Source organism: Luteibacter sp. E-22, from assembly GCF_049913125.1.
Lineage (GTDB): Bacteria > Pseudomonadota > Gammaproteobacteria > Xanthomonadales > Rhodanobacteraceae > Luteibacter.
In genome coordinates this window covers 2107383-2122714 of sequence record NZ_CP183975.1, presented here as the reverse complement: position 1 = coordinate 2122714, position 15332 = coordinate 2107383, and the positions used below count along the sequence as shown (strand labels likewise).

14 protein-coding genes and 1 pseudogene are annotated in these 15332 nt (G+C 62.6%); 4 read left to right on the top strand and 11 right to left on the bottom strand.

Annotated features, from left to right (window positions below; translation table 11 throughout):
• Window positions 1-8: 8 nt before the first annotated feature.
• Window positions 9-461, bottom strand: coding sequence for a nuclear transport factor 2 family protein (locus tag ACN9M2_RS09535; RefSeq protein ID WP_426287830.1), 453 nt, complete (start codon window positions 459-461; stop codon window positions 9-11).
• Between the two features lie 137 nt (window positions 462-598).
• On the opposite strand from ACN9M2_RS09535, the gene ACN9M2_RS09530 reads away from it, so the two are divergent.
• The 3 genes from ACN9M2_RS09530 (at window position 599) to ACN9M2_RS09520 (ending at window position 2902) form a co-directional block, all read left to right on the top strand.
• Window positions 599-1357 carry a hypothetical protein gene (locus tag ACN9M2_RS09530; protein ID WP_426287829.1) on the top strand — a complete coding sequence of 253 codons (759 nt, stop codon included), beginning with the start codon at window positions 599-601 and terminating at the stop codon, window positions 1355-1357.
• A gap of 96 nt (window positions 1358-1453) precedes the next feature.
• The gene (locus ACN9M2_RS09525; protein ID WP_426287828.1) at window positions 1454-1837 is read left to right on the top strand and encodes a TraR/DksA family transcriptional regulator; all 384 of its coding nucleotides are present in this window, start codon (window positions 1454-1456) and stop codon (window positions 1835-1837) included.
• 240 nt (window positions 1838-2077) lie between these two features.
• Entirely contained in the window at window positions 2078-2902 is an 825-nt protein-coding gene (locus ACN9M2_RS09520) for an alpha/beta fold hydrolase (RefSeq protein ID WP_426287891.1), read from the top strand.
• Between the two features lie 45 nt (window positions 2903-2947).
• Here ACN9M2_RS09520 and ACN9M2_RS09515 read toward each other — a convergent pair whose 3' ends face one another.
• From ACN9M2_RS09515 to ACN9M2_RS09480, 8 genes and pseudogenes are all read right to left on the bottom strand, one after another.
• Window positions 2948-4486, bottom strand: coding sequence for a peptidoglycan-binding protein (locus ACN9M2_RS09515; RefSeq protein ID WP_426287827.1), 1539 nt, complete (start codon window positions 4484-4486; stop codon window positions 2948-2950).
• Window positions 4487-4582: 96 nt separating this feature from the next.
• Window positions 4583-5263, bottom strand: coding sequence for a hypothetical protein (locus tag ACN9M2_RS09510; protein ID WP_426287826.1), 681 nt, complete (start codon window positions 5261-5263; stop codon window positions 4583-4585).
• Window positions 5264-5381: 118 nt separating this feature from the next.
• Window positions 5382-7025, bottom strand: a pseudogene (locus tag ACN9M2_RS09505) (type IV secretory system conjugative DNA transfer family protein); the annotation flags it as partial.
• 114 nt (window positions 7026-7139) lie between these two features.
• Entirely contained in the window at window positions 7140-7436 is a 297-nt protein-coding gene (locus tag ACN9M2_RS09500) for a hypothetical protein (protein WP_426287825.1), read from the bottom strand.
• Between the two features lie 79 nt (window positions 7437-7515).
• The gene (locus ACN9M2_RS09495; protein ID WP_426287824.1) at window positions 7516-8226 is read right to left on the bottom strand and encodes an MHYT domain-containing protein; all 711 of its coding nucleotides are present in this window, start codon (window positions 8224-8226) and stop codon (window positions 7516-7518) included.
• Window positions 8227-8245: 19 nt separating this feature from the next.
• A complete protein-coding gene (locus ACN9M2_RS09490) occupies window positions 8246-9481 on the bottom strand; it encodes a methyl-accepting chemotaxis protein (protein ID WP_426287823.1) in 1236 nt (411 codons plus the stop codon).
• Between the two features lie 118 nt (window positions 9482-9599).
• Complete coding sequence (locus ACN9M2_RS09485) at window positions 9600-10652, bottom strand: class I SAM-dependent methyltransferase (protein ID WP_426287822.1); 1053 nt, start codon at window positions 10650-10652, stop codon at window positions 9600-9602.
• Between the two features lie 233 nt (window positions 10653-10885).
• The gene (locus ACN9M2_RS09480; RefSeq protein ID WP_426287821.1) at window positions 10886-11815 is read right to left on the bottom strand and encodes an AraC family transcriptional regulator N-terminal domain-containing protein; all 930 of its coding nucleotides are present in this window, start codon (window positions 11813-11815) and stop codon (window positions 10886-10888) included.
• A 164-nt stretch (window positions 11816-11979) separates the two neighbouring features.
• On the opposite strand from ACN9M2_RS09480, the gene ACN9M2_RS09475 reads away from it, so the two are divergent.
• Window positions 11980-12738, top strand: a complete 759-nt coding sequence (locus ACN9M2_RS09475; protein WP_426287820.1) for an SDR family NAD(P)-dependent oxidoreductase — start codon at window positions 11980-11982, stop codon at window positions 12736-12738.
• A gap of 35 nt (window positions 12739-12773) precedes the next feature.
• Here the strand turns inward: ACN9M2_RS09475 and ACN9M2_RS09470 are convergent, their stop codons facing one another.
• Complete coding sequence (locus tag ACN9M2_RS09470) at window positions 12774-13814, bottom strand: sensor histidine kinase (RefSeq protein ID WP_426287819.1); 1041 nt, start codon at window positions 13812-13814, stop codon at window positions 12774-12776.
• Window positions 13815-13835: 21 nt separating this feature from the next.
• Complete coding sequence (locus ACN9M2_RS09465; protein WP_426287818.1) at window positions 13836-15329, bottom strand: RAD55 family ATPase; 1494 nt, start codon at window positions 15327-15329, stop codon at window positions 13836-13838.
• Between the last annotated feature and the right edge of the window lie 3 nt (window positions 15330-15332).

Sequence of the window (15332 nt, the reverse complement as noted above, 5' to 3'; positions counted from 1 at the left end):
CCCGCGCATCAACGCGCGGGGCAATCGTCCCGGCTGTTGTCGGCGATGCCGGAGATCAGCCAGCGGCCGTCCACGCGCACCAGGTTCACCGCATCGGTGCCGCAGTGCTTGACCTGCCCATTCACGAGGAAGTCGTAGGGCGCCCAGACGATGGCGATGTCACCGTCGATGCGCACCAGCGGATCGTAGATACGCTCCTCGATGCGATCCTTGCCCGGCTTGATGTGGTTGGCGAAATCGGCAAGGGTCATGCGGACGACCTTGCCTTTGCGTAGCAAGGCCACGCTGCCCTCGGGCTGCACGGCGGCCAGCATGGCCGCGCTGTCGTACTTCGCCATCCCATCGAACAACGCCTGCACAGGCGCCAGTACGGCGGCCTCTTCCTTGGTGGCGGCGTGGGCCGGCAATACGGCGAAACCCACGAACGCCGTCATGGCGGCGACCAGTGACCCAAGCTTCATGCGATTCCCCTGTCTTCAGGACGTGCGCCATCCTAAGCCGAATCGTGGGCCGGGGCGTATGTGTCGGTGGTCACGCTTTCATCGGCTTGACACTACTGCGCGTAAAGTCGAGGCCATACCCTTCCTGGCAACCATGCATGACTCTAGACGACTCCGCCCGCCGGACGATCTTCCTGGCTTCGTGCCTCATGGCGGCACCACCAGCCGCCGCGGTGGAGCGATACGTCGGCACGGCCTACCGGGCCGGCGCCGTGATACCCCTCTACCGCGAGGTGCACCTCGTGGACAGTGCGCGCCATGCGGTCCTGTTCGAATGCCTCGACGGCAAGGCCTTCGCCCGGAAGGAGCTCGACGTGCGGAGCGGCTCCCCGCAGCCGGACTATTCCTTCGTGGATGCCCGCACCGGCTACGAGGAAGGGGTGGCGCGTGAAGGCGCTACCCGCGTGGCCTATGTACGCCGGCCCGGCGGCCAGCGGGTGGAACGGCCGTTGCCGGACAAGGGTGACGCCGTGATCGATGCCGGCTTCGACACCTACCTGCGCACCCATTGGGAAACGGTGGTGCGGCGCGGCGCGACGGTGGCCTTCCTGCTCACCTCGCGCGGTCGATTCATGCCGGTCCACATCTCCGCCGACGAGCCGCGCGACGGCGACCGCCAGCTCAACCTGAAACTGGATACCTGGTACGCCTTCGTGGCGCCCTCGATCATGGTGACTTACAGCGAAGCCGACCGCCGCCTGCGCCGTTACGAAGGACCGGGCAACATCCGCGATGCCCGCGGCAAGCCGATCGCCGTAAGGATCGAGTTTCCACCGTCGGAACGGCGGAGCGGGGTCACGGGCGATCCCATCGACGAGGCCTTGAACGCGCCGTTGGACGGCCGCTGCGCGGGCTAAGGGCAGGCAGGATACAAATTCACAATCCGTGAGCGGGGCGGGATGCTAAACCACCGTATTGGCCTCGCCACTCACCCTCACTCCGGAGTACCACCCATGTCCCATTCCACGCTGGACGCCGCCTTCATCGCAAGCCAGAAGCAGCGCTTGCTCGACCTTCGCCGGCAGCTGATCGAGACGGGCGATGCCGCCGGTGACGACGAGCAAGAGTGGCAGGCGGCCGCGGGCGGCGAGCCGCAGGACGAAGGAGACGATGGCGACCGTTTCGCGCAGCAGGCCAACGACGAAGCCCTGTTGTCGCATAACGAAGCCCGCCTGGTCGCGATCGACCGTGCGCTGGAGAAGATCGACGAAGGCACCTACGGCCTGTCCGACAGCAGCGGCGACCCGATCCCGCGCGATCACCTGGAGGCGGTTCCGGAGAGCTGCTACACCGTCGAGGAATCGAACGGCCGCGAACGCGCCGCACGACGCGGCTAAAAAAAGCACGAGCGTCCTATCGCGTCCCTTCGACACCCCCTGAGAATGGCCGAGGGCCACTCAGGAGACAGACCCGTGACCGAATCGAATGAATCAGCGCTCGATCCCAAGCGCCGCAACTTTGTCGTCAATGCAGGCACGCTCGCCGCCGGCACCCTCGTCGGCGCCGGCGCGATGACCGCCTCGGCCCCTGCGACCGCCGCGACCACGTCATCATCCACTGGCAAGAAGGAAAGCTCGATGTCTTTCATCACCACTAAAGACGGCACCCAGATCTACTACAAGGATTGGGGCAAGGGTCAGCCGATCGTGTTCCACCACGGCTGGCCGCTGAGCTCGGACGATTGGGACGCGCAGATGCTGTTCTTCCTCAACGAAGGATTCCGCGTCATCGCGCACGACCGCCGTGGTCATGGCCGCTCCACGCAGACGGCTACTGGCAATGAGATGGACACGTACGCCGCCGACGTCGCCGCCCTCACCGAGCACCTCGACCTCAAGAATGCCATCCACATCGGCCATTCCACCGGCGGTGGCGAAGTGGCGCGCTACGTCGCCCGTCATGGCAAGGGCCGCGTGGCCAAGGCCGTGCTGGTCAGCGCCGTGCCGCCGATCATGGTCAAGACGCCGGCCAACCCGGGCGGCCTGGACATCTCGGTGTTCGACGGCCTCCGCCAGCAGCTGGCCGCCAACCGCGCCCAGTTCTACCGTGAAGTGCCGATCCCCTTCTACGGCTTCAACCGCCCCGGCGTGAAGACGATCGAAGGCGTGGTCGACAACTGGTGGCGCCAGGGCATGATCGGCGGTGCCAAGGCCCACTACGACTGCATCAAGGCCTTCTCGGAAACCGACTTCACCGAAGACCTGAAGGCGATCGACGTGCCGACCCTCGTCCTGCACGGCGACGACGACCAGATCGTTCCTTACGCCGATGCCGGCGTGCTGTCCGCCAAGCTGCTCAAGCACAGCGAACTGAAGATCTACAAGGGCTACCCGCACGGCATGCTGACCGTGCATGCGGAAGAGCTGAACAAGGACATCCTGGCCTTCATCAAGAAGGCTTGATGTGTGGTTGCCGCAACGGGTTTGGCCGTTGCGGCAACCTTTCGCCTAGCGCGACATTCCCTGGCTGAGCTGCATGTTCTGCTCCCGGAACGCCTGGAGCATCTGTGACTGCTGCTGATCGACTTGCTGGATCTGCTCGATCGCCTGTTCCGGCTGCGGCGGCGGAAGGCTGAGGTCCACCTGGGCCGGGCTTGTCAACGGGCCTTTGCCAAGCATGGTCAACGTCAAGGTCTCCTCGTTCAGATGAACGCTGGAAAGATTGTCGGCGGTGATCCGGTTCTCATGACACGCCGCTGTGAACTGCAGCAAGCGGTCCTCGGACGCCTCGGGGATACTCCTTTGCAGCTCGTTGTAGAGGTCGTGATTCGGGCTGTCGGGGTGCCGAGGATCGGTGCGATGGTGCCCCTGACTGTGGGATACGGCCTCAAGCTCCTTCTCGGGTTCCTCGGCATCGACTTCCCGTGTCGCACCGAACGCCGGCACACCGCGCGAAACGGATGGGACCTCCACCTGCTGCAGGTCGGCAATGAATGCCTGTGCCTGCACGTTCCTCAGCGTGGCCTCGTCCGGCAGGCCTGTCACCGGCATGCCCTGCATCGACTGAAAACGGGCGACGGCGGTCTGTGTGGGAGTGTCGTAGGCCCCGTGCACGATCAATGGGTCTCCCGCCATGTCCGTCACGCCTAGCGTGTTGAGGTTCTCCTGGAGGGCGCGAATGCCATCGGCGTTTTGGTGCGTGACGGCTGCTGCCTGCAAGGCATCCGAGTGCCTCTCTGGCGAACCCTGATCGATGGTGGGCATGAGTGGCGTCGCCGATTTGGCCTCGGGCGCCAAGGATCGATAGGCCGCGATCGCATCGTCCGGCTGTTCGTCTCGCAAGTAGGGCGCGTCCGGTTGCCCGATCGAACGCAGCTCGGTCTCCACGGCGTGGCGCACGGCGGCCAGTGTGGCGGCGCCTGCTATGCCATCCGCTGCAAGATCATGGTCCCTCTGGAATGCCTGGACGGCGGCGCGCGTATGGCGTCCATAATGCTCGTCAGAGATAACAGGTGCGTCTTCGGTACCCACGTAGCCGAGTCGAATCAATTGATCCTGAAGTTCGCCCACCGCAGGCGAATGTTGGCCCTGGCGCAAGGTTCGACTCCGTGGAGACACCTGCAGCGGCGTTTCCTGGCCTGTCGCCAACGCAATGCTGCGAAGCATCGTCCGACCGTTGAACAGGTCGACCAGGTTCTGGGCGTAGTTCTCATCGGTTGCGTACCCCGCCCTCTGCAGAGCATGAGCCTCGCCATGCAGATCACCGGCCGTACCCTCGTCGAACAATCCCGCCTTCCTGTATCGAGGATTTTCCCGTAGAAACTTTACGCGATCCTTCAAGGAATCTTCAATCGAGTCGTACACCCGGAAAGGTTGGTCAATCCATACCGTCTTACCGTTGACCCGTTCCCAAACATTAAAGACCTTGGTCTCACCTTCCCAGCCGATACCTGCCTTGATATTGAAGATGTTATTGGTTTCAGGAAGAACCTTCTGCCCCCATCCAGTCTCCTGTGCCGCCTGGGCAAGAATGAGCTCCCACGACATACCTGTTTCTTCGGCCACCTTTCGCGCAGCGGGATACAACTTCGCAATGAATTCTTCTCTAGCGTCCATGGAATATTCTCTCTAGCCTCCTGATAACTACATTTTCAGCATGACGGAAAAGGAAATGTCTTCCTCGGCATCGAGATATCGATATTTACCGACCACGACAATTTCACCTTCCCTTTCTCGTAGGTTCGAAAGATCCTTTTCCACCCATGCCGAATAAGTCCCGCGAACACCCGGGACCAATATCTCGGTATCGGATTCAACGAATCCATCGGCTACTCGCAACTTCACTAAGTGAAGTACGCCCTGGGACATCGATCGTTGAGAATGCGTATCGAGTTGAAGCAAGACGAAGATCGACTCACGCTCTCGTAAGCAGTGTGTTGCACGCCCTTCGTAAAAGCCCGATGGAATATCCAGCTTCTTCAACCATCGTTGGTAATACTTCCGCGCATCTTTCCATTCGACATAGGGATGTCGATTTAGCCCGTCCTCATCACCACCGGCACCTACCGAGCAGGTTCCTCCATCGACGGAGATCGTGCGGTAACGAGAAAAGATCGCTAAAGTGCCAGCATTATCTGAAGAGAATCCGTCCTTCGACGCCACTTGCGTAGCACCGGCAAAATTGCCCACCCACTCATACGCAGCCGTTCTATCTACCGCCGCCGTGCTCAAAGCGACGAACATCGCCACGCGTCGAATTTTCAGAACATCCTTTGGCTGTGGGTTCTCCGCTGTTGCGGCTCGATGATTATCTTCCACGTGCATGATCTCTCCATGGAGTGATGCTTCTTCAAGCCGCTGCAGCCATCTGGCCCAGTGCAGCACGTGCCTTACGGCTGGCTGTGGCCACGACCTTTGCACCCTTGCCCTTGAGTTCGGACCTTTTGAGGTTGATTTCCTGTATTTCGATCCGTGGCAACAACCTCGACGTAAAATGCCTGTCCTGGTAATACCTGATCTTTTCGCACTTCACCGGATGCGCGATGCCTTCATAGAGGATCACCTCCTTGTCCATACCCATTGCCTTGAGCTCCTGTGGCAGCATCAGCGCCCGCCGCTCGTCGGACCGGCTGCGTGACACGTCCCTGCCCTTCGACACGCTCTCCTTGGACACCGTCGTATAACCGAGCATGTCCGAGTAGTCGTTCGCGTCCTGCTGCTCGCGCGGCGCGAAGATGATCTGCAAGGCGTGGTTGGTGATGATCGTCCGCGAGATGTCCTTGCCGTAGGTCGCATCCAGCTGCGCCATGCTCTGGATGATGGGCAACAGGCGAAGGTTGTAGCCGGCCATGTACGACACGGCGCTGGCCAGGATGTCGACCTTGCCGATGGCGGTGAACTCGTCCATCAGCAGCAGACACTGATACTTGAGTTCCGGATTGCTCTGCGGCAGTTCCCGCGTGTTGACGTTGATCAGCTGGCTGAAGAACAGATTGACGATCAGGCGGCTCTCGGCCAGCTTGTTCGGCTGAATGCCGATATAGATGGTCATCTTCTTCTTGCGCACGTCCGTGAGCAGGAAGTCGTTGCAGCTCGTGGCCGCGTCCAGCACCGGATTGATCCAGGCGTTCAGCGGCTCCTTGAAGCTGCCCATGATCGAGGCGAACGTCTCGTCCGCTTGCGACAGCAGGTTGGCAAAGGCGGTCTTCGCATCCTTGCTGAGGTGCGGCCACGCCGTCAGGCGTTGCAGATATTCACGCAAGTTGCCTCCGTCGCTGGTCGATAACCGGTAGACCTCGCCCAGCGTCGGGAACGGCTTCACGCCCGACGGGACATCCAGGGTCCTTTCCTGATCGAAGTTCTCGAACAGGTAAAGCGTGAAGGCCGTGAAGGCGTTGCGTGCCTGGCTACTCCAGAACCGCTGGTCGCCGCTCACGTCGGGATACAGCATGGCCGCGATGGATTGGATGTCCGATATCCGAAACGCCGGATCGGGAGAAACGTAGCTCAGCGGGTTCCAGCGGTGTGTTCGCCGGTCTTCGGCGAACGGATTGAACAGAAAGATTTCCTGGCCTTGCGACTTACGCCAGCCACTGGTCAGGTCGAAGTTCTCCTGCTTGATGTCCAGGACCACGATGGAGCCTTGGTATTCAAGGAGATTGGGGATGACCACCCCGACACCCTTTCCCGATCGGGTGGGCGCGGCCAGGATCACGAATTGTTGGCCACTGAGCCGGATCAGCTTCTTACCGAACCGCCCGACGACGATGCCGTCGGGCGACTCCTTGAGCAGGCCCCGCTTCACCAAGTCGCGCTGCGTGGCGAAACGCGCGTCGCCATGGAGCGCCGTCGAACGCGACGAACGCAGCAACGGTACGAGACCTCCGATCCAGGCCAGCGCGGGCAACCCGTACCCCGCCACGCCCGCCGCCTTGATCTTCCACGCGTACGGCGCGTACTGCGGGTACACCAACGCGCCGTGGTAGTCCCACCATGTCCGCCAAGTCAACGGCGTCTCGACGCCGAGCAGCACGAGGGTCAATTGACCCGACAGGTAGAGGCCGCTAGCTAAAGCGACCAGGAACATCGCCGCCGCAAGCGCAGCCTTTGTCGATCCATTCACGCCAGGCCCTCCGTGCCCATTTTGAGGTGCGCAGTCTAGCCACTTTTAAGTGGCGCAACACACAGGTGAGGAAAGTTCTCACTCGATCGTTTCAATCGCGGTGTCGGCCCCTTTGACAGCGCGGTTCTGCTCACTCACAGCACTCGTCTGTTCCCAACACATCCGCGCATGCGCCTGCGCCGTGCACTGCACGCCCATGAGCGTGAGTGCACCGATGGACTCAAGCGAAAGCGCCAACTGCGCGCAGTCCACGGTGTCGGATTCATGCACGAGGTCGGCGAGCAATCCGGTAAGGCCACGGGCGTACTGCAACCACGCGGTGGCGTCGTTCAACAGGTCGTGCGCGGAGGCTTCCGGGTCGATGTAGTGGCGCACACAGCCCTCCGTGCGCGCGGTGTCGTAAACAGGCATGAACATTTGTCTGTAGGCGCCATCGGAAAATGGGCGCTGTTTTCTACTTGAGCAACGCCCACCATTGCGACAGGCTGACCACGGCCGTCGCCACCATCACCAGTCCGAGAATGGTCCACGCGTCACTCAGCTGATTCCCAGGTGAGCAGTACGATCCCGGCGCGAACATGGCCGCCGCCATCCCCGTGTAATGCATGCCGGTCACCGCCACCGCCATGACCAGCGCGGCACCCAGACGCAACGCCACATGGGTCCAGTGTCGGCTGGTGCGCAACCAGGTCATGATTAACAAGGCCGCGCCGCTGGCACCCAGCGCGATCGCGGCGGAAGCCCAGAACAGGAGCGGCCGGTATTCGATGCCCGGCAACATGCGCATGGCGTACATGCCACCGTAGTGCATCAGGCAGACCCCGGTGGCCATCAGCACCGACGCGATCAGCCAGGTCACCAGGCGCACACCGTCGCGGATCACATAGAAGCCGATCGCGCTCACCACCACCGCGACCAGCCAGGAGGCCACGGTGATCGGCAGGTCGAAGGTCACCGGCACCCCGAGTGTCAGCGCCGCCATACCCATGAAATGCATGGCCCATACGCCGGTACCGAAGGCGAAAGCGCCGGCGACGATCCAGCGCGTCTTCTCCTCCGGCGCAGCGGCGCGCACGCGTGCCGTCATTTCGATGCCGCAGTAACCGGTGAGAGTGGCGATCACGAACGAGTACGCCACCATGACCATGTCGTAGTGCTGTTCCATGGGAATTCCTATGCGACGGTCAAGTGCGTGCGAAGGTGAAGAAAGCGACGTTGTCGGCGAGGCCATCGGCTTGCTCGAGCATATGGCGGCTGGCGGAACTGGCTTGCCGCAATAGCGATTCATGGGCCTGCATGGCCTGGTCGATCTGGTTGAGCGACACGCTGGCCTTGCCAACCCCATCGGACTGCTGGGCGCTGGCGCGAGCGATGTGACCCACCACGTCGGTGAGTTCGCGCACGCTATGCACGATCCTCGCCAGCGTGTCGCCGGAACTGTTCGCCAGTTGGGCACCGTCGCTCACCTTGTCGCGGCTGTCGGCGATCAGCTGCTTGATCTCACCTGCCGCCGCGGTACAACGCTGGGCAAGGTTGCGCACCTCGCCAGCGACGACCGCGAAACCGCGCCCATGCTCGCCGGCACGCGCGGCTTCCACGGCAGCGTTCAGGGCAAGCAGGCGGGTCTGGAAGGCGATCGCGTCGATGAGGCCGACGATGTCCGCGATGCGGTCACTCGAATCGCCTATAGCGCTCATCGCCTGTTGCATCTGCGCGACGACGTCGCCGCCATCCTCCGCGCATTTACGTGCCTCGGCGGCCAGCCGGTCGGCATGGCGGGCATGCTCCGCGGTCTGCACCACCAGGGTGGACACCGTCTCCATGCCCGTGGCCGTTTCGCGCAAGCCGGCCGCATCCTCGATCAGCTGGCGAGCCAGGACCTCGTTATCCGACACCATCTGCACCGCGGCGACGTTCACCGCGCCCGCACCATCGCGTACCTTGCGGATCACGCCCGCGAGGCGCTCGTCCATGTCGCGGAAGGCGGCACGAAGTTCGCCGATTTCATCGGAATAGAGCGCGGGAATGCGGTTGTCCAGGACACCGTCGGCCACCGTGCGGGCCAGGGCCAGGGCGTCCCGGATGCGCACGGTGACGGAGCGGACGAAGATGCCGTCGAAGATCACGGAAAGCAGGAGGCCCGCCAAGACCGCGCCGAGTTCGGCATTGCGGATGTCGCGTCCTTCGGCGGCTTGCTCCTGGGCCAGCGCGTCGAGTGAATGCCTCGCCGTGACGAAGGACGCACCGCCGTGCTCCGCTTCCAGCCGGGCCAGCAGGTCGCTGGCGTGCTGGTAGACCTCGCCGGTATTGGCGTTGGCCCGGTCGATGCCGTAGAGGCCGACCAGGCCGGTTATCACCAGGAACGTCAGTACCAGCCCAAGCCGCAACCCCATGCGGACCTTGATCGTATAGCGAGCCATCGGAGCTTCCCCGCTCGTTGAGACTTCGGTCGTTATCGGCCGTGGGGAGGCGGACTTTAGGACCTGTTTCGCGTTTCTCGATGCATCTGCTTATACATGCCGAATTCGCATACGGATCTCATGGTCGTGCTTCCAGCACGATGTTGAACGGCGTCTCGGCAGCGCGACGGAAACGACGAAAGCCGCCGGCGTCGACGATCACCTTGCGCAGGCGCGCCTCGCCCGCCTGGGCACCCAGGGCCGGCCCATGCCTGGCGAGCGACACCGGTACGCAGATCATCGACGACGCCGCGTAGTACACACGACCGACGGGATTGAGGTTGTCCGCCGTGCTGTCGCCAGCGAAAGGCTCCACGACCATGCACGTGCCGTCGTCCTTCAATGCGCCTTTCGCGTGCCGGGCCGCACCATCGGGGTCGGCCATGTCGTGCAGGCAATCGAAGAAGGTGATGAGGTCGAAATCACGTCCTTCGTATCCCGACGCATCCGCCTGCTCGAACGAGGCGTTGCTCACGCCGGCCTCCTTCGCGCGCTCGCGAGCGACATCAATCGACGGCGCGTGATAGTCGTAGCCCACGAAGTGCGATGCGGGAAAGGCTTTCGCCATCAGCACCGTGCTCGCGCCGTGTCCGCAACCGATGTCGGCCACCTTGCCACCCCGCCCCAGCTTGTCGACGACGCCTTCCAATGCCGGTAGCCAGGTACCCAACAGGTGCGAGTGGTAGCCGCCACGGAAGAACCGTTCGACGCCGTGGAAGAGGCAGGGATGGTGTTCGCCCCACTCCATGCCTGCGCCAGTACGGAAGTTGTCGCGCACGCGCGGATAGGTGTGGAACAGTGCGAGGGCGATTTCATAGGCACCGGAAAGATCGACCGGGCCGGCCGGGTCGGCCAGGCACGCCGCTTGTTCTTCGTTGAGCTGGTATTTACCAGACGCGGCGTCGTAGTCGATATAACCGCCGGCCGCCTGATTACCCAACCATTCGCGCGCATAGCGTTCGTTGGTGCCGGTGCGTGTAGCCAGCTCGGCGGGAGTCAGGGATTCGCTTGCGAGTGCCTTGTACAAGCCAAGCTCGTCACCGAGCAGGACGAGCACCGCGCTGAACGCGGCGCCAAGGTCGCCGACCGCCTTGCCGAGGAAGGCATTGAGTTTTTCTTCGTTGATGGACATGGGTTCGCTCCGAAGCCAGGGGAATCGGTGCGGCGAAGGGTCGACGGTCCCGGCCAGCCGCTAGCGCCGGAACCGGCGACGTCGTCCTGCCGGCGGCATGTCTCCGCAAGGGTCAGGGCGTGCTTGGCTTGGAGGGCTCACGTACCGCCCGCCGCCGGTGAATGCGTCATCGGCGCATCGTCGGGAACGATGGCGGGCGTAGGGCATGATTGCTGGAGTGTAATCCAAAAGGGCTATAGGGCGATCGTTCCCAGGGCCTGGGCCGGCGAATCGTGCCGGAAAGCGGCCCGCATCTGCCTGGCATCGCGTTTCGGCGGAATCCCGAACATCCGCGCGTATTCGCGGCTGAATTGCGACGGGCTTTCATAACCCACCTGGAAGCATGCCGTCTCGACGTTGAACGCGGTCGAGATCATCAACCGGCGCGCTTCGAGCAGACGAAGCTGCTTCTGGTACTGGAGCGGCGTCATGGAAGTCAGCGCCTTGAATTGGCGATGGAACGCCGAAGGGCTCATCTGTGCGATCGCGGCCAGTTCCTCGATCCGGATCGCCTCGGTGAAGCGCGTCCGCAAGGTGTGCATGGCTTTTATCACCCGCTGTGACGGCCCGTTCGCGAGCGTCATCCGGGCCACGTCTCCGCCATGAGGGCCGGTCAGGAGCCAATAACAGATCTCGCGCATGACGACGGGATAAAGCGTGGGAATCGCCTGGGGCGTATCGAGCAGCCGGACGAGGCGCAAAGCGCAATCGGCGAGCGGACCCTGGAAATCCGTGACGAAGACGCCGCGCCCAGGCTCTCCGCTGGCCCTTGGCGGCGCGTCGAGTCCCTCCGCGACGCTGCGCACGATCGCGAGGTCGAGTTCGAAGGCGAGAACAAGGCAGGGCTCGCCCGGACTGGCTTCGACGACACGCCCAATCGATGGCGTCTCCACGCCGATGACCAGCGCCTGCCCTGCCCGGTACTCGAGCCGGTTGCCGCCGAACATGCCCCACTTGGCGCCCTGGGCCACGATGCACATGGCTGGCCGGGAAAGCATGTGGGACGGCGGCTTCGGATGATCCGACCGCATGATCGCCATGCCCTCGATCGCCGTCATGAACGGGCTCTCGCCGGGATGGCTTTCCGTGTAACGCAGGAGCGCTTCCACCAACGGGTCGGGCATGTCCGATGACTCCTCGTGCCGCATGCCTGGCCAAGGCTAATCCTCAAGGCAGGAATAGGCAAGAAACAGGACGGTTTCGGCATTCAGTGCGTCGACTCTCGGCGCCAGAATGTCGCAAACACCCCCTGTGCCGACGCACACATCCTCCAGAGAGAAATCAAGCCATGTCAAACAGTAAGATCGCCATCGTCACCGGCGGCAGCCGTGGCATCGGCCGCCAGACCGTCCTCTCCCTCGCCAAGCGCGGGGTCCGCTCGATATTCACCTATAACGCCAATCGTGCAGAAGCCGAAAGCGTGGTCGCGCTTGCCGCGGACGCGGGAGCGCGGGCTATCGCCCTGCAGCTGGACGTGGGCAAGAGCGAAACGTTCGATCGCTTCGCGACGCAGGTCCGTGAAGCGTTGGTAACCCTCGAGGCCGAACGTTTCGATTACCTCGTCAACAACGCCGGCACGTCGTCAGGCGCCGGCCTGGAAACGATCACCGAGGCGGAAATGGATGCGCTGTACAACGTCCACTTCAAGGGGGTCCTGTTCCTGGTACAGAAGCTGCTGCCACTCATGAACGATGGCGGCCGTATCGTGAACATTTCCTCGGGGCTGGCCCGCTTCGCCATGCCCAACCGCATCGGATACGGTTCCATCAAGGCTGCCGTCGAAACGCTAAGCCGTTACATGGCACTGGAACTGGGACCGCGTCGGATCGCCGTCAATGTCGTGGCGCCGGGCGCGATCGCCACCGACTTCAGCGGCGGCATCGTCCGCGACAATCCCCAGGTCAATAAAGCCGTCGCCGAGCACACGGCGCTCGGGCGAGTAGGCGTTCCCGAAGATGTCGGCCCGGTGATCGCGTCGCTTCTTTCCGATGAATTCGGATGGGTGAATGCGCAGCGAATCGAAGTGGCGGGGGGTATGCATATCTAGCCGGCGCAGGCGTTCGAGCCAGGACTCGGGAAACGTCAGGTGGGTTGCGATTCCTCACCGAGCGGAAGTGAGACTATCAATTGACTTCCGTTCCCGATGCCTTCGCTCATGGCGGTCACGTGGCCGCCATGAGCCTCCACCAACTCACGAACGACAGTCAATCCGATACCCAAGCCATCGCTATTGAATGCGACAGCCTTTGGGTCCTGCACGAAGGGCTCGAACATGGTGGCCAACGTGTCCTTCGTCATGCCGATGCCGCTATCGATCACGGTCACGACCAGCGCGTCGCTCGTGTTGGTTACGGTCAGTTCGATCAGCCCACCCTCGGGGGTGTACTTGGAGGCGTTGTCCAGCAGATTGACGAAGACTTGGGCAAGGCGCACCGGGTCGCCATGGATCTTCACGGGCGTCAGTGGCAGGTTCGCATGAAGGCGCTGCTTGCGCTCATCCATGGCCGGCATGCACGTATCGACGGCTTGTTCGAGGATTTCCGCGATATCCAGAATCCTCCTGGTCAAACGCAGTTTGCCGACACCGAGGCGCGAGACCTCCAGCACATCCACCAGCAATCGGGTGATGTGCAGCACCTGACGCTCGATAACGGCCTTCATCCTGGGCAGGTCTTCCATACGCGCTTCGTCGAGCATCGATGCGGCCACGCGGATGGGCGTCAAGGGCGTCCTCAACTCATGGGCAAGCACGGCGAGAAAATCGGCGTGCCTGACCCGGGCCAGTTCCGCGGCATCCAACAGTCGGTGCGCGTCGAGTGCGGCCAGAACCAACTTTTCGTTCGCGTCGCGTAACTGCTCGTAATGATGTTCACGCTCGACCGCATCTTTTCCGACAGACAGGGATAGTGCCTTCAGGGCAAGAGCGGAAGCATCGGCCTCGTCTTGAATTCGCAACGAGGCAAGGACCAGCGGTTCGTTCGCGGCGATCAACTGGGCGACGCGATCCGCAAACGCGGAATGGGTTCCCGCCGCGAGGATACCCGCTTCTTTTGCGAGAGCCGCACGGGCTTCTTCGCCTGGGATGGCGGCGTCGGTACCCTGCGTATGGCGCTTCTTCACCATGGCGGGCGGCGCGGAGGCGAGTCATTCATGGTCGTGATTATCGTTGACGGAATGGGAATCCGGCAGTGGCTTTCGCATGGGGCGTCCGCCCAGTAGTCCCTCTTGTTCTGGAAGCGTGGTGCCGATGTGGATGCCGTCGTCTCGTATCTCATACGCGCACAACTCGTTCGAATGCGTGCTGGCGCGCACCTTGACCACGGCCATGACACGCAAAAGTCGACTTTCGACCTCGATGTAACGCTGCACGATGATCGCATCGGTCATGAACGCGGTGCCGTAAGGGCTGAAGCGCAGGTCGGTATACCGATCTTCGAGCTCGGAGGTCATCAGCACGGTGACGCCTTCCGCGGCGAGCGCGGACACCATGCGGGACAACGATTCACGGAAATCGGGTCGAAAGGTTGGCGCCAACGCGAGTTCGAAACCCGAAAGCGAATCGATGACCACGCGTGTCGCACCCAGGCGACGAACCTCGGTGAGTAAGAGGAGGACGATTTCGTCGATCGAAAGGTCGGGAGCCTGGGTGTCGACGAGGCCAACCTTCCCTTGCTCGATCAATCCCGCGAGCAGCGGGGATCGCTCGCGGTTGGGAATCTGCTCGAAAGCCGCGACGACGCCGGTTTCGCCGTTGCGAGCCCCTTCCACCAGGAAGGCGGCCGCCAGGATGCTTTTGCCCGAGCCGGAAGGGCCGGCCACCAGCAGCGAATAACCCCGCGGCACGCCACCGCCGAGCATCGCATCGAGTTTCGACACACCCGTGCCCAGGCGGGCATCCGCGCCGCCCGTCGACAGCTTGGGTGCGAGGGGGGCCAGCACCCGCGCCGGTGCGAACACCCTGATCCCGTCCGCGTTGATCCGAAAGGTGTGCAGGCCGGGTAGCGTCGGCTGGCCGCGCATTTTCATGATCTCGATCTTGCGGACCATCGAGTTGCGCTGGACGCTCTGACGAAGCCAGATCAGGCCGTCGGCCACCGTGAAAACGGGATTGGCGTCGGTCTCGGCGAAGTATTCGCCGATCAGGAAGGTCGTGGCCTGCCAACTGGTCATGACCATACCCAGTTGCTGCACGAACTGCTGCAGGCTGTTGTGCTCGTTGCCCGGCGCGCTGTTCGCCAGGACGACCGAGCGGAACGAGTCCACGAAGATAAGCGCGGGATTGTATTTTTCGACCTCGGCGACGATCCGGCGCAGTACCTGATCCAGGTCGCCGGCGAGTGTTTCATCGGTCAGGTTGATAAAGTGGATCGAGCCATTGACCAGTTCCGCATCGAAGAACGCGAATTGCTGTTGATAGCGCAGCATCTTGAGTGGTGGCTCGCCAAGCACCGTGAAATAGAGCGTAGGCCGCTCCGGCTTGGCCAATGAAAACATCATCTGGTGCGCAAGGGTCGTCTTGCCGCAGCCTGGAGGTCCGGCGATGAGGTTGAATGAGAACTCTGGCAGACCTCCGCCCAGCACCTCGTCCAGGCCCGGCACGCCGGTCGCCAAGCGAGTGATTATCGATCGGGTGCTCATTGT